Raw genomic sequence first — 17,207 nt, 5'->3', positions numbered from 1 at the left:
TCAGAACAGCGGCGCGCTGAAATGGTCGGGCAGCGGAACCTGCAGGCCCAGCGCCAGCGCCAGCGCGACCGCGCCGAGCAGCACCGCGAGCGTCGAGGAGAGCGAGAAAAGCCCCCAGCCGACCAAAGTCACCATCTGCGGATTGGGTCGCTCGGCGCGCCGGTTGATGTGCATTGCCTGGATCACGAACATCGCAAGCATCGCGTATATGAAAATAAAGAATTCAGCCATTTAACCCCATCCCGGAAATCCCCGCCGCCCGTTTAGCGGGGGCGCGCTGAGGCTTCAATGCCGCGCCGCACCATTTGCCGCAGCAGGAACAGCTTTCGCCGTCAGAGCGTCACGCCGCGCTTCCAGATCGCAATCTCGCGCTCGCCGTTGCGCTCGGCTGCCGTCCGCGCGCCCGATGCGATGTCCACGATGCGATTGAGAAGGGCGCGCGCGCTATCCTCCATGCCGTCCTCAAGCACCCGTCCTGCGTCGAAATCGATCCAGCCAGGCTTGCGCGCGGCGAGGTCGCTATTCGACGCGATCTTGATCGTCGGGACCGGAAAGCCGAGCGGCGTGCCACGCCCGGTGGTGAACAGGATCGCGGTCGCGCCCGCCGCCGCGAGCGCGGTAGAGGATACGGCGTCGTTGCCCGGGGCCTCCAGCAACGCCAGTCCGCTTCTGCGCACGCGTTGGCCATAGCGCAGCACGTCCGTCACCGTCGCATGACCCGCCTTTTGCACCGCTCCGAGCGACTTTTCCTCAAGCGTGGTTATTCCCCCCGCGATGTTCCCCGGCGATGGGTTTTCCGAGACCGGCTCGCCATGATCGGTGAAATAGCGTTTGAAGCCGTTGACCAGTTCGACGATGCCACCGAACAACGCCTGATCGTCGGCGCGCGCCATCAGCAGTTGCTCCGCGCCGAATATCTCAGGGATCTCGGTAAGGATCGCGGTGCCGCCCGCGCCGGTGACCACATCGCTCATCCGTCCGACCAGCGGATTGGCGGTGAGCCCCGAAAAGCCGTCCGATCCCCCGCATTTCACGCCCAATACGAGGTCGCAAAGCGGGGCAGGGGTGCGCTCTGCCTGGGCGCCGTTGATTAGCTCGCTGATCAGCGCCAGCCCTTCCTCCACTTCGTCACCCGCCATCTGCGCACCCATCGTGCGGATATTGGGATGCGTAATGCCCGCCAGCATCCCGCTCATCTGGTTGGATTCGCAGCCCAATCCCACGATCAGCACGCCGCCTGCATTGGGATGGTTCGCCAACGCCGTCAGGATCGCGCGCGTCCCGTCCAGATCGTCGCCCAGCTGCGAGCAGCCAAAAGGGTGCGCAAAGGCATGCACGCCATCGATCTGCCCTTCGTGGCGCCGTGCGGCGTGCTCCGCGATCTTCTGCGCGGTCCGGCTTACGCAGCCGACCGTCGGGATCACCCAGATCTCGTTGCGCGTGCCCACCCGGCCATCGGCGCGGCGATAGCCCAGGAAGCCAGGCCCCTCGAACGCGCGCCCGGTTTCGCGTGCGGGTTCGTAGCGATAGCTGCCACTGCCTTCGAGCGCGGTGCGCACGTTATGCGTATGCACACGATCGCCCGGTTCGATCGCCTGAGTCGCCCGCCCGATCGGGAATCCGAACTTGTACACCGATTCGCCCGCAGCAACCGCTTTGAGTGCAACCTTGTGCCCCTTCTGCACGTCGCCATGCAGCATCACCCCCAGCGCGCTCTCTCCGGCAGCCATATCGCGCAGCGCGGTGGCGACGCTGTCGCGCGGATCGATCTGGAAGAGCGGCGTGTCCATCGGTGTCATATAGTCTCGAACCAACAGTTTTCGCGAAGGCGAATTTTAGGGTTTGCAAATCCCCGGCGCGATGCTAACCGCGCCCCTCCAATCGGCGGCGCTCCTCCAAAAGCGCCACTTCAGGCCGACGGAATGGACGCATAGCTCAGTTGGTAGAGCAGCTGACTCTTAATCAGCGGGTCCTAGGTTCGAGCCCTAGTGCGTCCACCATCCCCTTTCCGATGAAAACTCGTAGAAGCCGATAGCCTTGCGGTCGCCCATGCGTTCGTTAGCGGGCGCGAAAAGCAGGTGCCTCGGGCATCGGGATCAAGGTACCCCCTCCACTGATGGTGTCTGGCCATTCTCATCTTCGGCTGGCTATTGAAAGAGGAGCGCCGCGTGTGACCGATCTCTTCCCCATCACCATCTACCATAATCCTGACTGCGCCACCTCGCGCAACGCATTGGCGATGATCCAGGCCGCCGGCTACGCTCCACGCATAGTGGAGTACCGCGAGGCGGGCTGGACGCGGGAGCTGCTGACCGAGCTGTTAGCCGGGATCGGCGCTCACCCCCGCGATCTGCTCCGGGAGAAGGGCACGCCTGCCGCCGGCCTCGGTCTGCTGGAAGCAGGAGTGTCAGACGAGAGGGTGCTGGCGGCGATGCTGGAGCACCCGATCCTCGTCAACCGTCCCATCGTGGTGACGCCTATGGGGACCAAGCTGTGCAGGCCCTCGGAAGTGGCGCTCTCGCTTCTGGAAAATCCGCCGGAGAGCTTCACCAAGGAGGATGGCGAGTTGGTGGGCCGTAATCCAATGTAAACGCTGGGTCGGTCAAGATCCGTTCGCGCTCTCTGAGGAAGCGTCATCGCGCCGATATGCCCATATCATGCGCTTCGCCCTCTCGGCGCGGCCGCAACCACGAACGCCACCACGCTCCCCGCGCATAGCTGGAACGGGAAGGCCAGATGCCGCATCGCTTCGGGCAGGCCGAGCGCGGCGGCGATGGCGGGTTGGAGGAGAAGGACGGTGACGAAGCCCGCGATCAGCGATGCGATTACCGAGCCGACGGTGCCTCGCGAGGTGAAGATCGCGGTGGAATAGACGCCGATCAGCCCGGCATAGGCGAACACCATCACGCTCAGCGCGAATTCGAGCAGGCCCATCTTCGCATAATGCTGCCAGTAGAAGGAGAGGACCGCGACGATCAGCATGGCCACGCCGATCACGCCCATGCCAGCGCGCCCGGCCTGGACGTAATGATGCTCCTCCGCCGGGCTGCGCTTCTCGCGCCAGGGGCGGTAGAAATCCTCGATCAGCACCGATGACATCGCATTGAGCGCGGAGTTGGTGGTCGCGACCGCCGCGGCGATGATCCCGGCGGTCACCAGCCCGCGCAGCCCGGGCGGCAATTGCGTCAGGATATAGTGCATGAAGATGCTGATCTTCTCGCCATCGAAGCTGTGTGCCGCCGCCGCGCTCGCGCCGCCCATCAGCTCGGGGCGGTCGTAGAAGATGTGGAGCAGCAGCCCGATCGTGATGAATATCGCCACCACCGGCACAGTCGCCATCACGGATACGTAGAGGCTGCGCGCGCCTGTCTTCGCGTCCTTGCATGCCAGCAGCCGCTGCGTGGTGTCCTGATCCAGCCCTGAGGAGGCGATGTAGAGCAAAGCGATCCCGGTCACGATTGCGAGCAGCGAGAAGGGTTTGGAAAGGTCGGTGGAGAAGTCGAACAGGCGCAGTTTGTCCACGCCGCCTGGCGCATTGGCCAGGCCGTGCAGGATCTCGGCATTTGTCGCGGGAATGGATAGGCGCAGGAAGATCAGCACGGTGATCGCCGATCCCACCATGATCACGAACTGGACGAGATCGATCCACAGCACCGAGCGCAGCCCGCCGATAAAGGTGGAGAAGAAGGCGGCGGCGACGAGCAGCGTCGCGGCGATCAGGATCCCCTGCGCGCTCACCGTGGAGGCCATCACCATCGATACGGCGATCGCCGCCAGATAGATCCTCGCGCCGCCTGCAAGCACGCGTCCGAACAGGAACATGCCACCGGTCCAGCGCGTCGCCAGCGTGCCGAAACGCACCGTGAGCAGTTCGTACACGGTGGTCACGCGTGCGGCATAGAAACGGGGGATCAGCACATGCGCGACAAAGACCGCGCCGATCAGCCCGCCCAGATTGGTGCCGAGATAGGTGAAGTCGCCCTTATAGCCGAAGTCCGGCCCGCCCAGGAATGTGGCGGCGGATTGGGTGGCGGAGAGGACGGAAACTGCGGCCAGCCATACGGGCACGGTCCCGCCCGCGAGGAAATAGTCCTTCGCGGTGTCGGTGCGCTTGGGGGTGAACAGCCATGCTCCGGCGCCGAGCAGCACCAGATAGCCGAGGATCACCACCCAATCGAGCGAGCTGAACGGCAGCGACATGGAACCCCCTCAGTATAAAAGGTAGCGGGCACGCCGAATACGGAACGCCTTCAGGTCCGCCTGCCAGCCCCTGGCGATGATACGCGGATCGGCGCCTGCCTTGATCTGGTCGAGCACGATGCGGTTTCGGAGCAGCCGGTCTACCTTTTCGATCTGGAAAGTGTCGCCATAGAGCTTCCACAGCGCCGCGACGGCCTCGATCCCCAGCGCGGGCGCGTCGAGCTTTTCGCGGTCGTGGATGATCACTTCCACGCCCTGGATGCGCTGTCCGGCAAAGGGGTAGAGCTTGTCGCTGGCGGCGACATAGGTGACCGGCAGGAAACTGACCCCGGGGATCCCCCGCGCGTTGAGATAGGCGGCGAGCTGCGTGCCTTTGATCCATGGCGCGCCGAAGCGGAGGAAGGGTGTGCCTTCCGGCCCCTTGATATTGATATTGGTGCCTTCGAGCAGCGCGGTGCCCGCATAGGCGGTGGCTTGAGTCAGGCTGCGCAGATTGGGCGAGGGATTGATCCACAACAGCCCCGTCTGGTCATACCAGTGGCTGCGCTTCCATCCCGTCATGCGGATCACGGTGAGTTTTGCGCCGATCCGGTCCTCCGCGTTGAACAGGGTGGCCAGTTCCCCCATCGTCATCCCCGGCCGCATCGGCTCGGAATGGACATTGGTGTAATCCTCGCGGCCGGGGGTAGAGACCGGGCCCTGCACGGCGATGCCTCCCAATGGGTTCGGTCGGTCGAGGACGATGATCTCGACCTTGTTGGCCGCTGCGGCCTGCAGGAAATATTTGGTCAGCGTCTGGAACGTCCAATAGCGCACCCCCGCGTCCTGCAGGTCGATCACCACCGCATCCACATCGGCCAGCTGCGCGGCGCTGGGTCGCTTTTCGGCGTCGGTCCTGCCGTAGAGGCTGATGATCGGCAGGCCGGTCTTGGTGTCGATCTTGTCGTCGATATCCATGTCGTCGGTCGCGGCATTGATGCCGTGCTCGCCGCTGAACAATTTGACGACCTCCACGCCCTGGATCGCGGCTTCGCGTAACACGTCAATGGTGCGTCGGCCATTGCCGTCCACGCTGATCGGGTTGGCGAGGATCGCCACTCGCAGCCGCCCGCCATGCCGCGCGGCGATCTCGCGCAACGGGGCGAAGCTCTGGTCCTGGAGTACGTCGATCCCCGTGCGAACCTGGGCGAGGGCGGGGCTGCCGGCAAACAGCGCCAGCATGATGAGAAGCCAGCGCATCATAGTTCCTTGTCCAGCGCTTCGAGCACGGCGCCGTAAATCGCCGGGCGTGCCTGATTCATCAGCATATTGTTGCGCGTCGGGTTCACCCGGTTGGTCAGCAGGATGACGTAAGCGTCACGATCGGGATCGATATAGATCGACGTGCCAGTGAAGCCGGTGTGCATGATCGCGGCAGGGCTGGCGAGGGGGCTTGCCCAGCTACCGGACGACGGCATGTCCCAGCCCAGCGCCCGCGCGCTTCCCGGTGGAATGCCCTGCGCGGTGCGAAACAGTCTCAGCGTTTCCGCACGGACGATGCGCTTGCCGCCATAGGTCCCGCCATCGAGATAGAGCTGCGCAAGCCGCGCAAGATCGCGCGCCGTGGAAAACAGGCCCGCATGGCCGGCCACGCCGCCCATCAGATAGGCGTTCTCGTCATGCACCACGCTGCGCACGAGCATGTGCCGCAGAATATCGTCCTGCTCTGTCGGGACGATGCGCGGGGAGGGGCGGGGGTTGAACCCGGTGTCCCGCATGCCCAGCGGCGCGAACAAGTGCTTTTGCAGGAATTGGTCGAGCGGCTGGCGAGAAATACGCTCTACGATCTCGCCGAGCAGGATCAGGTTGAAGTCCTGATATCTGGCAACCGTGCCGGGCGGATCGCCCAGGGGGAGGGTGTGGACCTGCTGCAATATGCCCGCACGGTCCTTCGCCTTCCGCCAGAATAGCCCCGTCGGCTTCAGGCCCGAGCTGTGGGTGAGCAGATGCCGCACGGTGATCGCGTCATGTCCCTCCGTCCCGCCGAATTCGGGAAGGTAGCGCACCACCGGTGCGTCCAGATCGAGCCGGCCCCGGTCATACAGGATCGCCGCAGCCGTGGTGGTCCCCACCACCTTGGTGAGCGAGGCAAGGTCGAAGATCGCATCCACCGGCATCGGCGGCGCGCCTTCCGCCGCCTCCATGCGCCCAAAGGCTCTTTCGGTGAGGACGGCGCCGTGCCGCCCCACGAGCAGCACCGCACCTGGAAACGCTCCTTGCGCGACCCATTTGTCGACCTCCGCAAAGGCCGCAGGAAACCGGCTGTCCGCAACAATGTTGGGGGCGGAGATCTGGAAGTCCGGCTCCGGTCGCTCGGGCTGCGCGCAGGACGCGAGCAACAGTCCGGCGGCGGCCAGCGCCCAGCGCCGGGCTGCGGCGCCGCGCGGGTGCGTCACCAGCGGGCGACCTTGCGGTTCTGGCGGTCGATCGACATCAGGATGCCCAGGCAGATCATGAAGGTCATCGTCGCGGTGCCGCCAAAGCTGATCAGCGGCAGCGGCACGCCGACGACGGGCGCCAGGCCCATCACCATCGCCATGTTGATCGCGCAATAATAGAAGATCGTCGCCGATAGCGCCGCCGCCGTCAGCCGCGAGAAGCGGCTGTTCGATCGGACGCTCACGCCGATGCCCCATTTGATCAGCATCCCGAATGCCACGATCAGGAACAGGCCGCCCATAAAGCCCCATTCCTCCATCATCGTCGCCAGCGCGAAATCGGTATGCCCCTCGGGCAGGTAGTCGAGGTGGCTCTGCGTGCCCTGGAGGAAGCCCTTGCCGAACCATCCCCCCGATCCGATCGCGATCTTGGACTGGCTGATGTGATAGCCCGTGCCCAGCGGATCGCTCTCCGGGTAGAGGAAGGTCAGCACGCGTTTTCGCTGATAATCGTGCAGCACGTAGTTGACGATAATCGGGATCGAGACCGCCAGCGCCAGCGCCCCGCCGATGAACAGGCGCAGCGGGATGCCCGCCAGGAACATCACGGTGATGCCCCCCGCGGTGATCATCAGCGCGGTGCCCAGATCCGGCTGCAGCATGACCAGGCCGGCGGGCAGGCCGATCAGCACGGCTGCCGGCCAGATCGCGCCAAAGCGGCGTATCTCCGCTGCGGGCAGCAGTTCGTAGAAGCGGGCGCACGCCAGCACGATCACGGGCTTCATCAATTCTGATGGCTGGAGGCGTATGAACCCCAGATCCAGCCAGCGCTGGCTCCCTCCCGCCACCGCGCCGAGCAGCTCGACGAAGATCAGCATCAGCAGCACGGCGATATAGAGCGGGAACGCGCCCATCGCCCAGAAGGATTCCGGAATGCGCGAAAGCACGATCGCCATGGCGAGGAAGATGAAGAAGCGCGTGCCCTGGTTCAGCGCCCAGGGGCGGATATTCCCGCTGGCCGCCGAATAGAGCACGAGAAGGCCGAACACCCCGATCGCGATGACCAGGAAGATGATCCGCCAGGGAAGCTGGGCAAGCTGTGCTGGGACGACTCCTGCGGGCCCGATATCGCCGCCCCTCACTCCAGCGGTCCCGTTGGCTTCAGGTTCGCGGCGTCGGGATCGAGCGCCTCGACCGATGCGTTCGATGCGGCGGCGGCGACGCCCCGCGCGGCCTCGGCGGGATCTTCCGGCACGGGCGCGGCGGTGGGCGGCTGCGGTGCCTGGCCGGCCTTCCAAGCCGCAGCGCGCGCAGCCATCCGCTGATTGATATTGCCACCCCAGCCCGCCTCGAGCGCGTGAAGCCGCTTCATCGCCTGGGGCCGGTCAAACAGGAAGGTCAGCACATCCTTTGCGATCGGCGCAGCCGCGCGCGCCCCGCCCATGCCGTGCTCGATCACCACCGAAGCGGCGTAGCGCGGATTATCCACGGGCGCGAAGCAGATGAACAGGCCGTGGTCGCGATACTTCCATGCACCCCCCTGGCCGCGCGTGGCGTCCATGATCCGCCGGACCTGCGCAGTGCCGGTCTTGCCGCCCATCCGCACGCCTTCGATCTGCAGCTTCGATGCGCCGGCGGTGCCATGGCCGTTCACCACCTCGTCCATCCCGGCGCGCACGATCGCGACATGCTCGGGCGGGAAGGGCAGGGCAGGAAAGTTCTTCCCGGGCTCCAGCAGCAGCGACGGCTCGACCAGCTTGCCCGACGCCAGCCTTGCCGCGGAGAGCGCGAGCTGAAACGGGCTGACCAGCACATAGCCCTGGCCGATCGACGCGTTGAGCGTGTCTGACTGCGTCCATTGCTGCTTGTAGCGCCTGAGCTTCCACGCCTCGTCCGGAATCGTTCCGTAGCGCTGGGATGGCAGGGGCAATTCATATTCCGCGCCAAAGCCCAGCGCCCGCGCCGCGGCAGCGATGTTATTGATGCCGATCTCGCGCCCGACGGTGTAGAAATAGGTATTGCAGCTTCGCGCGATCGCGGTGTGCATCGTCATCGGGCCGTGGCGGCCAAGACAGCCATAGCGCCGGTTGCCGAGCTGATAGCCGCCATTGCAATAGATCACCCGGCTTGGGTCGACCCCTGCGCCCAGCGCGGCAAGCGCCGTGGCCGGCTTGAAGGTCGATCCCGGCGGATACAGGCCCTGCAGCGTCTTGTTCATCAGCGGGATGTGGTCGTCCTCTGCCAGCATCTTCCATTCGGAGCGGCTGATGCCGTCGGAAAAGGCATTGGGATCATAGGCCGGCATCGAGACCATCGCGAGGATCTGTCCCGTCATGCAATCGAAGACGGTAACCGATCCTGACTCATCGCCCATGCGCCGGGCGGTATATTCCTGGAGCCCGGCATCGATCGTCAGCTTCACCGTTTCGCCAGGCGAGTCGGGGCGCGTGGCGAGTTCGCGAACCAGTCGGCCGTGAGCCGTCACCTCGACGCGCTTGGCACCCGGGGTGCCGCGCAGCCGGTCTTCCATCTGCTTTTCGATCCCGTCCTTGCCCAGCTTGAAGCCGGGCGTGACGAGCAGCGGATCCTTTTCCTTCTTGAATTGCTCGGCATTGGCGGTGCCGACATAGCCGACAAGATGGCCCACGCCCGCGCCCAGTGGATAGTTGCGGGCAAAGCCGCGCGTCGGCGCGACGCCCGGCAATTCGGGCAGGCGGACGCTGACTGCGGCGAAGCGCTCCCAATCCAGATTTTCCAGCACCTGCACCGGCTGGAACCCGGCGGCGCGCTTCAGATCGGTTTCGATCCGGGCGCGATCCTCCTGCGAGAAGCCCAGGATGTTCTGTAGCGCGTCCAGCGTCTTGGGCTTGTCCTGCATCCGGTCAGGGATAAGGTCGACGCGAAAATCGGTCCGGTTGTTGGCAAGCGGGGCGCCGTTCCTGTCGACGATCCAGCCCCGGCGCGGCGGCGTCAGCGTCAGGTTGATGCGGTTGCTGTCGGCCAGCAGCCGGTAGCGCTCATTCTCGAACACCGAGAGATAGGCCATGCGCCCCGCCAGCACGAGCGCGACGCCACCCTGCAACCCGCCCAGCACGAGCGCGCGGCGCGAGAAGCTATAGGCCTGGGTTGCTTCGGTGATCCGTACCATTACCTTCGCTTACTATCGCGATCGAGCCACGTGCAGAAGCGTGCAATCACCGGAAAAAGCGCGGCGGAAATAACGATCTGGACGAGCAGCGCGGTATCGACATGCGCATATAATGGCGTGGCGATCAGGCGGCCGATGATCAGGCAGAATGCGATCGCGCCGGTTGCGATCAGCCAGTCCTGCCAGAAATCGCGCCACACCAGCCGCGTGTCGATCACCTCGATCGCGAGCACGCACACCGTCCAGAAGAACATCGCATTGCCCAGCGGCTGGCCGCTCATCATGTCGTCGAAGAAGCCGAGCGGGACGGGAGCCCAGACCCGCATCGAATCGGTGCGCACCAGCCGCCAGCCGAGCAGCATCATCAGCCCGAACGGCGGCAGGAACGGGATGGTCGCGACGAACGGCAGCAGCGTCACCATCGATCCGAGCATGACCGAGAGCGGTGCCAGCCATCGCGCGCGCGGCTTTTTCTCGCTGCGGCCGAGCGGGACCCACTCGATCGGGCTGTTCACGGCTTCGCCTTGGGCTTTGGCGTGGGCGTCGGGGCAGGGGGCGGTTCGGGCAGGAAGCTCTGCTGCACCAGCGCGAAATCGAGCGCGTCGGGATTGGCGGCGGGCTCGGCAACGGCGATGTCGCGCGCGGTGCGGATCACCCGGGCGACGGGGATGTTGGGTGAGAAGATGCCGCCGGTGCCGGAAGTGACGAAGGTGTCGCCCGGCTGGAAGATCATCGTCGCTATGCTGGCGGAGCGGATGTCCATCAATCCGTCGCCACGCCCGGCCGCGATCGCGGGCAGTCCGTCGCGCGTGCGGCGCACGGGGACGATGCTCTCGGGATCGACGATCAGGAGGACGCGCGACGTGTTCGGGCTTGTCTCGATCACCTGGCCGATCAGTCCCGCCGCCTCGCGCACGGGCATGCCGGGCTTCACATGCTGCCAACTGCCTGCATTGAGCGTGGCGTAGCGCCGCGTGCTGGAGGCGGAGCTGGCGACCAGCCGCGCGATCACGATCGCATCGGTGGTCACGTCGCGAAGCTGCAGCATGTCGCGCAGCTTGCGGTTCTCCTGATTGAGCGCGCGGGCGCGCGATACGAGCACCTCATTTTCGGCGAGCTGCTTCTTCAGCCGTTCATTCTCGCCGCGCGCGTTGACATAGCCCGAGAAGCCTTCGGGCGCGCCAGCGATGCCGCCGCGCACCCAGGCGAAGGCCGAGGAGATCGGCGTCGTGATTTCGGAGAAGAAGCCCCGCACGGCGGAGAACGCGGTGGGATTGAAGGTGGAGAGCAGCAACAGGGCCGCGCCGATTGCCGCGCCGCCGACCGCCGCCACATATCCGAGGAATAAGCCGTATTGCGCCCGCCGCGAAAACCCCGGGCGCCGGTTTCTTGGCGGCGCCATGTCCCCCTTGCCCTTCTTAGACCTGGATCAGCACGCCGCGGAACACAGGGTCTTCCAGCGCACGGCCGGTGCCCAGGGCAACGCAGGTCAGCGGATCCTCGGCGATGGTGACCGGCAGGCCCGTCTCGTCGCGCAGCACTTCGTCGATGCCCTTGAGCAGCGCGCCGCCGCCGGTGAGCACGATGCCCTGATCGACGATATCCGCCGCCAGCTCCGGCGCGGTATTCTCCAGCGCGATGCGAACGCCCTCGACGATGGTGCCGACCGGTTCCGAAAGCGCTTCGGCGATCTGGCCCTGATTGATCTGGATTTCCTTGGGCACGCCGTTGACCAGATCGCGGCCCTTGATGTGGATAGTCAGCCCGATGCCGTCCGCAGGCGGCTTGGCGACGCCGACTTCCTGCTTGATCCGCTCGGCGGTGGCTTCGCCGATCAGCAGGTTGTGGTTGCGGCGGACATAGGAGACGATCGCTTCGTCCATCTTGTCGCCGCCCACGCGGACCGAGGTGGAATAAGCGAGGCCGCGCAGCGAAAGCACCGCGACTTCGGTCGTGCCGCCGCCGATATCGACCACCATCGAGCCGATCGGCTCGGTGACGGGCATGTCGGCGCCGATCGCAGCCGCCATCGGCTCCTCGATCAGGAACACTTGGCTGGCACCTGCATTCGACGCAGCGTCGCGGATGGCGCGGCGCTCGACCGAGGTGGAGCCCGAGGGCACGCAGATCACGATCTGCGGCCAGCGCATGAAACGGCGCTGACCATGAACCTTGCGGATGAAGTGGCTGATCATCTGCTCGGCCACGTCGATATCGGCGATCACACCGTCGCGAAGCGGGCGAATCGCTTCGATCGAACCGGGCGTCTTGCCCATCATCAGCTTGGCGTCGTCACCGACTGCCTTGACGCGCTTGATCCCGTTGATCGTTTCGACCGCCACAACCGAAGGCTCGTTGAGCACAACGCCGCGTCCGCGCAGATAGACGACCGTATTGGCCGTCCCCAAGTCGATCGCCATGTCGTGAGACATCATGCGGAAAAAGCGGGAAAAAGCAGCCATCGATCAATCCGTCCCTGCCGCGTCTCGCTACGCGGCTGTTCGCACAAAAAATTAGCCCTGACCTATCCGTGGCGGAAATAATTCCGGCCTCGGCCATAGCGGTTCTAGGTCGCGGGATACCGTCGCTTGGGCTAGAGCTTGTTCCATGTCAATACGCCGTCTCCCAGAGCATCTCGTCAATCGGATCGCAGCCGGTGAAGTGGTCGAAAGGCCCGCCAGCGCGTTGAAGGAACTTGTGGAAAACGCCGTCGATGCGGGTGCCACGCGCATCTCGATCCGGTTGGGCGCGGGCGGCACCGAACTGGTCGAGGTGGTCGACGATGGCTGCGGCATGAGCCCGCAGGAAATGGCGCTGGCGCTGGAGCGGCACGCAACCTCGAAGCTGCCCGATGACGCGATCGAACAGGTGACCACCTTGGGCTTTCGGGGAGAGGCTTTGCCTTCGATCGCCAGCGTCGCCCGGCTGGGCCTCGAAAGCCGCGTCCGGGGCGAGGAGGGCTGGGCCCGCACCGTCGATAATGGCGAGGTGATCGCGGAAGGCCCCGCCGCGCTCCCGCCCGGCACGCGCGTGCGGGTGGAGGACCTGTTCGCCCGCGTGCCTGCCCGCCGCAAGTTCCTCCGCTCGCCGCGCTCCGAATATGCCGCGTGCATGGATGTGGTGAAGCGCCTCGCCATGGCCCGGCCGGACATCGCCTTCTCCGTGGAGCATGACGGTCGCCGCGTCCTCCAGGTCCAGGGCGGCGAAACCAGCCCCGAACGGGTCGCCGCGCTCACCGATCGCGCGCTTCAGGGGAACAGCGTCGGCGTCGATTTCGAGCGGGAGGGCATTTTTCTCGGCGGCGTTGCCGGGCTTCCCACCTTCAATCGCGGCGTGGCCGATCACCAATATCTATTCGTCAACGGCCGGCCCGTGAAGGATCGCCTGCTGATGGGGGCAATCCGCGGCGCCTATGCCGAGATGCTGGCGCGCGACCGTCATCCGGTGGTGGCGCTCTTTCTCGAAATTTCGGCCGATCAGGTCGATGTGAACGTCCATCCCGCAAAGACCGAGGTGCGGTTCCGCGATCCCGCGCTCGTGCGGGGGATGATCGTCAGCGGCCTGCGTCGCGCTCTGGATGACGCGGGGCACCGCTCGGTGCAGCGCCCCAGCGAAGCCGCGCTGGGAATGTGGCAAAGCGAGCCCAACCAATATCGTCATCCCGGCGAAGGCCGGGATCCCGCTTCTTCTTCCTTCTTCGCATATGACCAGGATAGCGGGACCCCGGCTTTCGCCGGGGTGACGAGTCACGTGAGTGACCGACGCGCAACCTTCCTCACCCCCGCGCCGCAAGGCCGCGCCGAACCCGCTTACGCTCCAGTCCCCGAAACCATCACCCACCCCCTCGGCGTTGCCCGCGGCCAGGTCGCCAAGACCTATATCGTCGCCGAAGCCGAGGACGGCCTCGTCCTGGTCGACCAGCACGCCGCGCACGAACGTCTCGTGCTCGAACGGATGCGCCGCGCGATGGAGGGGGGCGGGGTGCCGAGCCAGCAGCTCCTGCTCGCCGAAGTCGTCGAACTGGACGAAACCGCCTGCGACCGTCTCGAAGCCCGCATCGAGGAACTCGCGGCGTTCGGTCTCGAACTCGAACGCTTCGGCCCCCGCGCCATGCTCGTCCGCGCCACCCCCGCCGTACTCGGCACCGGGGACGTCACCGGCCTCGTCACCGATCTCGCCGACGAACTCGCCAGCTTCGATCAGGCGCTGTCGCTAAAGGAGCGTCTCGACCACGTCGCTTCCACCATGGCGTGCCACGGATCGGTGCGGGCAGGTCGCATACTCTCCGTCACCGAGATGAACGCCCTGCTGCGCGAAATGGAAGTCACCCCGCACTCCGGGCAGTGCAATCACGGCCGCCCGACCTGGGTGAAGCTGGCGCATGGCGATATCGAGAAACTGTTCGGGCGGAAGTGAGGGCTAGCGGACCAAGCGCGCCTGCATGCGTTTGGCTCCCCAGATCGCCGCCGCCGCCACGCCCAGTCCGGCGATCAGGTCGATCAGATAATGTCCGCCGACAAATAGCGCCGAGACGACCATCACGGCATTGAGCGCGATCATCGCGCGACCCCCCGGCAGGCCGTGAAAGCCCCATGCCAGCATGGCGGCGCCCGCCGCGTGGAAGCGGGGGAAGGTCACGATGCCGGTGAGCGCGGGCGCGGCGAGAAGGCGCAGCGATCCATCGCGCGCGCCATCCAGCACCGCGATGAACTCCAGCGCATAGGGCGGCGTTCCATACGCTGGCACCAGCGCCGATACCGCGACGCAAAGCGCCAGCGCGCAGGACCATGCGGTCAGCAAGGTCCACGCACGCACCGCTCGCCGGGTCAAGAACAGGATGGCCAGCAGCAGAAATGGCTGCACGGTCAGGCTGTTATACACCCAGATCATTGCCCGGATGAAGCCGGGGGATGCGGCGGCCACGCTCGCGACGAACGCATGCCGGTCAAAGCCGAACAAGGCGCGGTCGATCGCCGACAGCGCCGGGTCGGCAATCGGCAGGTTCGACGTCGCCAGGATCACGGCGCAGAACGGCATCAGGATCGCGACGGTCAGGAAAAGCAGGATGCTCTCCGCGATGCCGGCCAGTCCCGCGAACCCCAGCCAGCGCGCGGGGAAGCAGAGCGCGAGGAAGAATGCCAGCGCGAACCCCGTCGTGCCAAATAGCTCGCGGTCATAGTCGAATGCCCCGCTGGCGATCGCTGCCGACACGACGAGCCCGGCAATCGCGATTATGCCATAAACGGGCAGCACACGGCGATCGAAGAAAATCCGATCCCGAACGGGCAATCCCGGAAATCCCGCAAAGGTCCCGGAGCGAGGCACGATTGCAACCATCCGCTCCTTGCTAGACGAAGGACAATTGCCAACCGCTTAAGGCGCGGCCGCCGGACCTTTAGGGATGCCCATCCGGATTGCGGCCCAGTTCGGCGACGCACATCACGCGATATCCCTTGTGCGCGCCACAGGCCACGCCGGCATAGCGCATCTCGGCCGCGAACAGCGTCTTGCGATGGCCCCGGCCGGGTACGGCATCATCGACGATCAACTGGCGCACGACCTCCACGGCGCTCGGCGGGCCATAGGTGATGACTTCGGCGACATAGATGCCTCCGCCGCGCCGCTGCACTCGGTCGCGTGGATTGGCGCCGTTCTCTGAGAAATGCCCTGTCGCGCCTGTCGGTCCCTGCTCGGCGACATGATCCCTTGCCGCATGGGCAAGCAGGCGGGATGCCTCGATCGGCGCGAGCGGCTCCTGTTTCTCAAGGAACCGTATCGCCTCGTCGACGGCCTTCACGCCTTCCTCGGTGCGCAATCCGTTGGGATTGCCGGGATAATAGACGATCTTGCCACGGAAATGCGTGCGATATTCCCGCAATTTCTCCGCATAGGCGCGCGGCTGGGTGCGCGCGAAATTGATCTCGGCGAGCACGCCGCGTTCGAGCGCGGGCTGGGCAGGCGGAGCGAGCGCTAGGAGCAGGGAGAGGATCGGCATCCGTGCAGCGTAGCGCCGCATCCGCATGAATACAGGCCGAACAAAAGATTAACGCCGCGTGCAACCACCCCGTCCGGCGGACGTTCTGTCCCGCAACTGCCCAATCCCCTTTGCCGAGGCCGTTGCCGGCCCCGCTTTCAAGGTTCAGACCATGACGAAGGTGCTTCCCGTGTTTCTCGCGCTGATCCCCCTCGCCGCCGTCATCGGCGCGTGCATCACCTGCCCATAAGGCCGGCGATCTAGTCCGGAAGCTTCTCCACGCACGCCTGCATCGCCGTCCATATCTTCGGCCCGTCATCGATGGGGGCGGATATGGCCTCGCTGATGCCCTTGATCTCCATGCTCAGCATGCCGTTCGCCTTGAAATAATCGGCGATGGCGCTCGGCACCGATCCCATCAGAAGCTGCCGCCCGTCGGCCGACTGGACGACGCTGAGCGTCATATTGTCCTGCATTCCGGCTCCGGCGGACGACAAATGCGCCGGATATTCCTGCCCCGGCACCAGATCCCATGCCGGGTTGATGAGCCGGATCGTCCCGGGCGTTCCGGCCTTCTCCACCACGAAAGCCAGCACGGTGTTCCCCGATTTCGCGCCAAGCGAGCAGCGCACGGGCGATTTCGCCAGGGTCCAGCCGTTTATGGTCTGCGCGTCTTCGGCGGATGCCGCGGGCACGCCCGCCAGCATCAGCGCCATTGCGATCCGCAATGCTGCCATCTCCGGGCTCCTTTCCCGATCCGGCGCATTTTAGATGCAAGTCTGCGCAAATGAAAAGGGCCGCCCCGGTATCCCGGAGCGGCCCTGTTTCACGGTAACGACAAGCGTCGGGCTCAGCCCTCTGCCGTCTCGCCTTCGTCGGCGGCAGGCGCTTCGGCCTGAACCTCGGCGGTGGCGCCCGGCTCGGCGTTGGGATCGTAATCCTCGACGAAGCCGGTCTCGTCCTTCTCGAACATCGCCGCCATCACGTCGACGCCCTGCGACTGCATCTCGGCCTCTTCCGGCGAGCGGGCCACGTTGACCTTGACGGTCACCGAGACTTCCGGGTGCAGCGCGACGGTGACTTCGTACACGCCGATCGCCTTGATCGGGCGATTGAGCACGACCTGGTTCTTGGCGACCTTGTGGCCGTCGGCGACGAGCGCTTCGACCAGATCGCGAACCGCGACCGAACCGTAGAGCTGGCCGGTGTTCGATGCCTGACGGATCAGCGTGACCGAAACGTCGTTGAAGTTGCCGGCTTCCTTCTCGGCTTCGCCGCGGCGTGCCGCGTTTTCAGCTTCGATGCGGGCGCGGTTTGCTTCGAAGACCTTGCGGTTAGCTTCGTTGGCGCGGAGCGCCTTCTTGTTCGGAAGCAGGTAGTTACGGGCGAAGCCGTCCTTTACCTTCACCACATCGCCGATGTGGCCGAGCTTCTCGACGCGTTCCAGCAGAATGACATCCATGGATCT

General features: G+C 65.4%; 16 protein-coding genes and 1 tRNA gene. 3 read left to right on the top strand and 14 right to left on the bottom strand.

The features are described from left to right. Both SSO01S_RS04650 and SSO01S_RS04645 read right to left on the bottom strand, forming a co-directional pair. Entirely contained in the window at nt 1-231 is a 231-nt protein-coding gene (locus tag SSO01S_RS04650) for a hypothetical protein (protein WP_066795872.1), read from the bottom strand. 101 nt (nt 232-332) lie between these two features. Further along, on the bottom strand, nt 333-1,790 hold the full coding sequence (locus SSO01S_RS04645; RefSeq protein ID WP_245646603.1) for a UxaA family hydrolase: 1,458 nt from the start codon (nt 1,788-1,790) through the stop codon (nt 333-335). A gap of 134 nt (nt 1,791-1,924) precedes the next feature. Here SSO01S_RS04645 and SSO01S_RS04640 point away from each other — a divergent pair. Next, nucleotides 1,925-2,000 (top strand) — tRNA-Lys (locus SSO01S_RS04640). Nucleotides 2,001-2,170: 170 nt separating this feature from the next. Beyond that, complete coding sequence (arsC, locus tag SSO01S_RS04635) at nt 2,171-2,590, top strand: arsenate reductase (glutaredoxin) (protein ID WP_066795859.1); 420 nt, start codon at nt 2,171-2,173, stop codon at nt 2,588-2,590. Nucleotides 2,591-2,655: 65 nt separating this feature from the next. Here arsC and SSO01S_RS04630 read toward each other — a convergent pair whose 3' ends face one another. The 8 genes from SSO01S_RS04630 to SSO01S_RS04595 form a co-directional block, all read right to left on the bottom strand. Beyond that, a complete protein-coding gene (locus SSO01S_RS04630) occupies nt 2,656-4,200 on the bottom strand; it encodes a sodium:solute symporter family transporter (protein ID WP_066795857.1) in 1,545 nt (514 codons plus the stop codon). A gap of 9 nt (nt 4,201-4,209) precedes the next feature. Then, nucleotides 4,210-5,439: an exo-beta-N-acetylmuramidase NamZ family protein gene (locus SSO01S_RS04625; protein WP_169798313.1), complete on the bottom strand. Its 1,230-nt coding sequence runs from the start codon at nt 5,437-5,439 to the stop codon at nt 4,210-4,212. Further along, nucleotides 5,439-6,635, bottom strand: coding sequence for a serine hydrolase domain-containing protein (locus SSO01S_RS04620; protein WP_245646581.1), 1,197 nt, complete (start codon nt 6,633-6,635; stop codon nt 5,439-5,441). The genes SSO01S_RS04625 and SSO01S_RS04620 overlap by 1 nt, the downstream gene beginning before the upstream one ends. Next, the gene (gene rodA / locus SSO01S_RS04615; RefSeq protein ID WP_066796316.1) at nt 6,632-7,744 is read right to left on the bottom strand and encodes a rod shape-determining protein RodA; all 1,113 of its coding nucleotides are present in this window, start codon (nt 7,742-7,744) and stop codon (nt 6,632-6,634) included. The genes SSO01S_RS04620 and rodA overlap by 4 nt, the downstream gene beginning before the upstream one ends. An 11-nt stretch (nt 7,745-7,755) precedes the next feature. Further along, the gene (gene mrdA / locus SSO01S_RS04610; protein ID WP_066795849.1) at nt 7,756-9,765 is read right to left on the bottom strand and encodes a penicillin-binding protein 2; all 2,010 of its coding nucleotides are present in this window, start codon (nt 9,763-9,765) and stop codon (nt 7,756-7,758) included. After that, nucleotides 9,765-10,280 (bottom strand): rod shape-determining protein MreD, encoded by a 516-nt coding sequence (gene mreD, locus SSO01S_RS04605; protein WP_245646579.1) that lies wholly within the window; start codon nt 10,278-10,280, stop codon nt 9,765-9,767. The genes mrdA and mreD overlap by 1 nt, the downstream gene beginning before the upstream one ends. Beyond that, complete coding sequence (mreC, locus tag SSO01S_RS04600) at nt 10,277-11,098, bottom strand: rod shape-determining protein MreC (protein ID WP_369404239.1); 822 nt, start codon at nt 11,096-11,098, stop codon at nt 10,277-10,279. Before mreC ends, mreD begins: the two co-directional genes overlap by 4 nt. 85 nt (nt 11,099-11,183) lie before the next feature. Next, nucleotides 11,184-12,227 carry a rod shape-determining protein gene (locus SSO01S_RS04595; protein WP_066795844.1) on the bottom strand — a complete coding sequence of 348 codons (1,044 nt, stop codon included), beginning with the start codon at nt 12,225-12,227 and terminating at the stop codon, nt 11,184-11,186. A 145-nt stretch (nt 12,228-12,372) separates the two neighbouring features. Between SSO01S_RS04595 and mutL the strand changes: the two genes are divergently transcribed. Next, nucleotides 12,373-14,181 carry a DNA mismatch repair endonuclease MutL gene (gene mutL / locus SSO01S_RS04590; RefSeq protein WP_066795842.1) on the top strand — a complete coding sequence of 603 codons (1,809 nt, stop codon included), beginning with the start codon at nt 12,373-12,375 and terminating at the stop codon, nt 14,179-14,181. Between the two features lie 3 nt (nt 14,182-14,184). Here mutL and SSO01S_RS04585 read toward each other — a convergent pair whose 3' ends face one another. The 4 genes from SSO01S_RS04585 to rplI form a co-directional block, all read right to left on the bottom strand. Beyond that, a complete protein-coding gene (locus SSO01S_RS04585; RefSeq protein WP_169798312.1) occupies nt 14,185-15,018 on the bottom strand; it encodes a phosphatase PAP2 family protein in 834 nt (277 codons plus the stop codon). 142 nt (nt 15,019-15,160) lie between these two features. Then, nucleotides 15,161-15,787: a CAP domain-containing protein gene (locus tag SSO01S_RS04580; RefSeq protein ID WP_157073637.1), complete on the bottom strand. Its 627-nt coding sequence runs from the start codon at nt 15,785-15,787 to the stop codon at nt 15,161-15,163. A 212-nt stretch (nt 15,788-15,999) separates the two neighbouring features. Beyond that, a complete protein-coding gene (locus SSO01S_RS04575; protein WP_157073636.1) occupies nt 16,000-16,476 on the bottom strand; it encodes a hypothetical protein in 477 nt (158 codons plus the stop codon). A gap of 113 nt (nt 16,477-16,589) precedes the next feature. Then, nucleotides 16,590-17,201: a 50S ribosomal protein L9 gene (rplI, locus tag SSO01S_RS04570; protein WP_066795830.1), complete on the bottom strand. Its 612-nt coding sequence runs from the start codon at nt 17,199-17,201 to the stop codon at nt 16,590-16,592. Between the last annotated feature and the right edge of the window lie 6 nt (nt 17,202-17,207).

The sequence above is a fragment of the Sphingomonas soli NBRC 100801 genome, from assembly GCF_001591025.1.
GTDB lineage: Bacteria > Pseudomonadota > Alphaproteobacteria > Sphingomonadales > Sphingomonadaceae > Sphingomonas > Sphingomonas soli.
The sequence above is the reverse complement of the archived record's forward strand: the minus strand, read 5'-3'. Positions and strand labels throughout refer to the sequence as shown.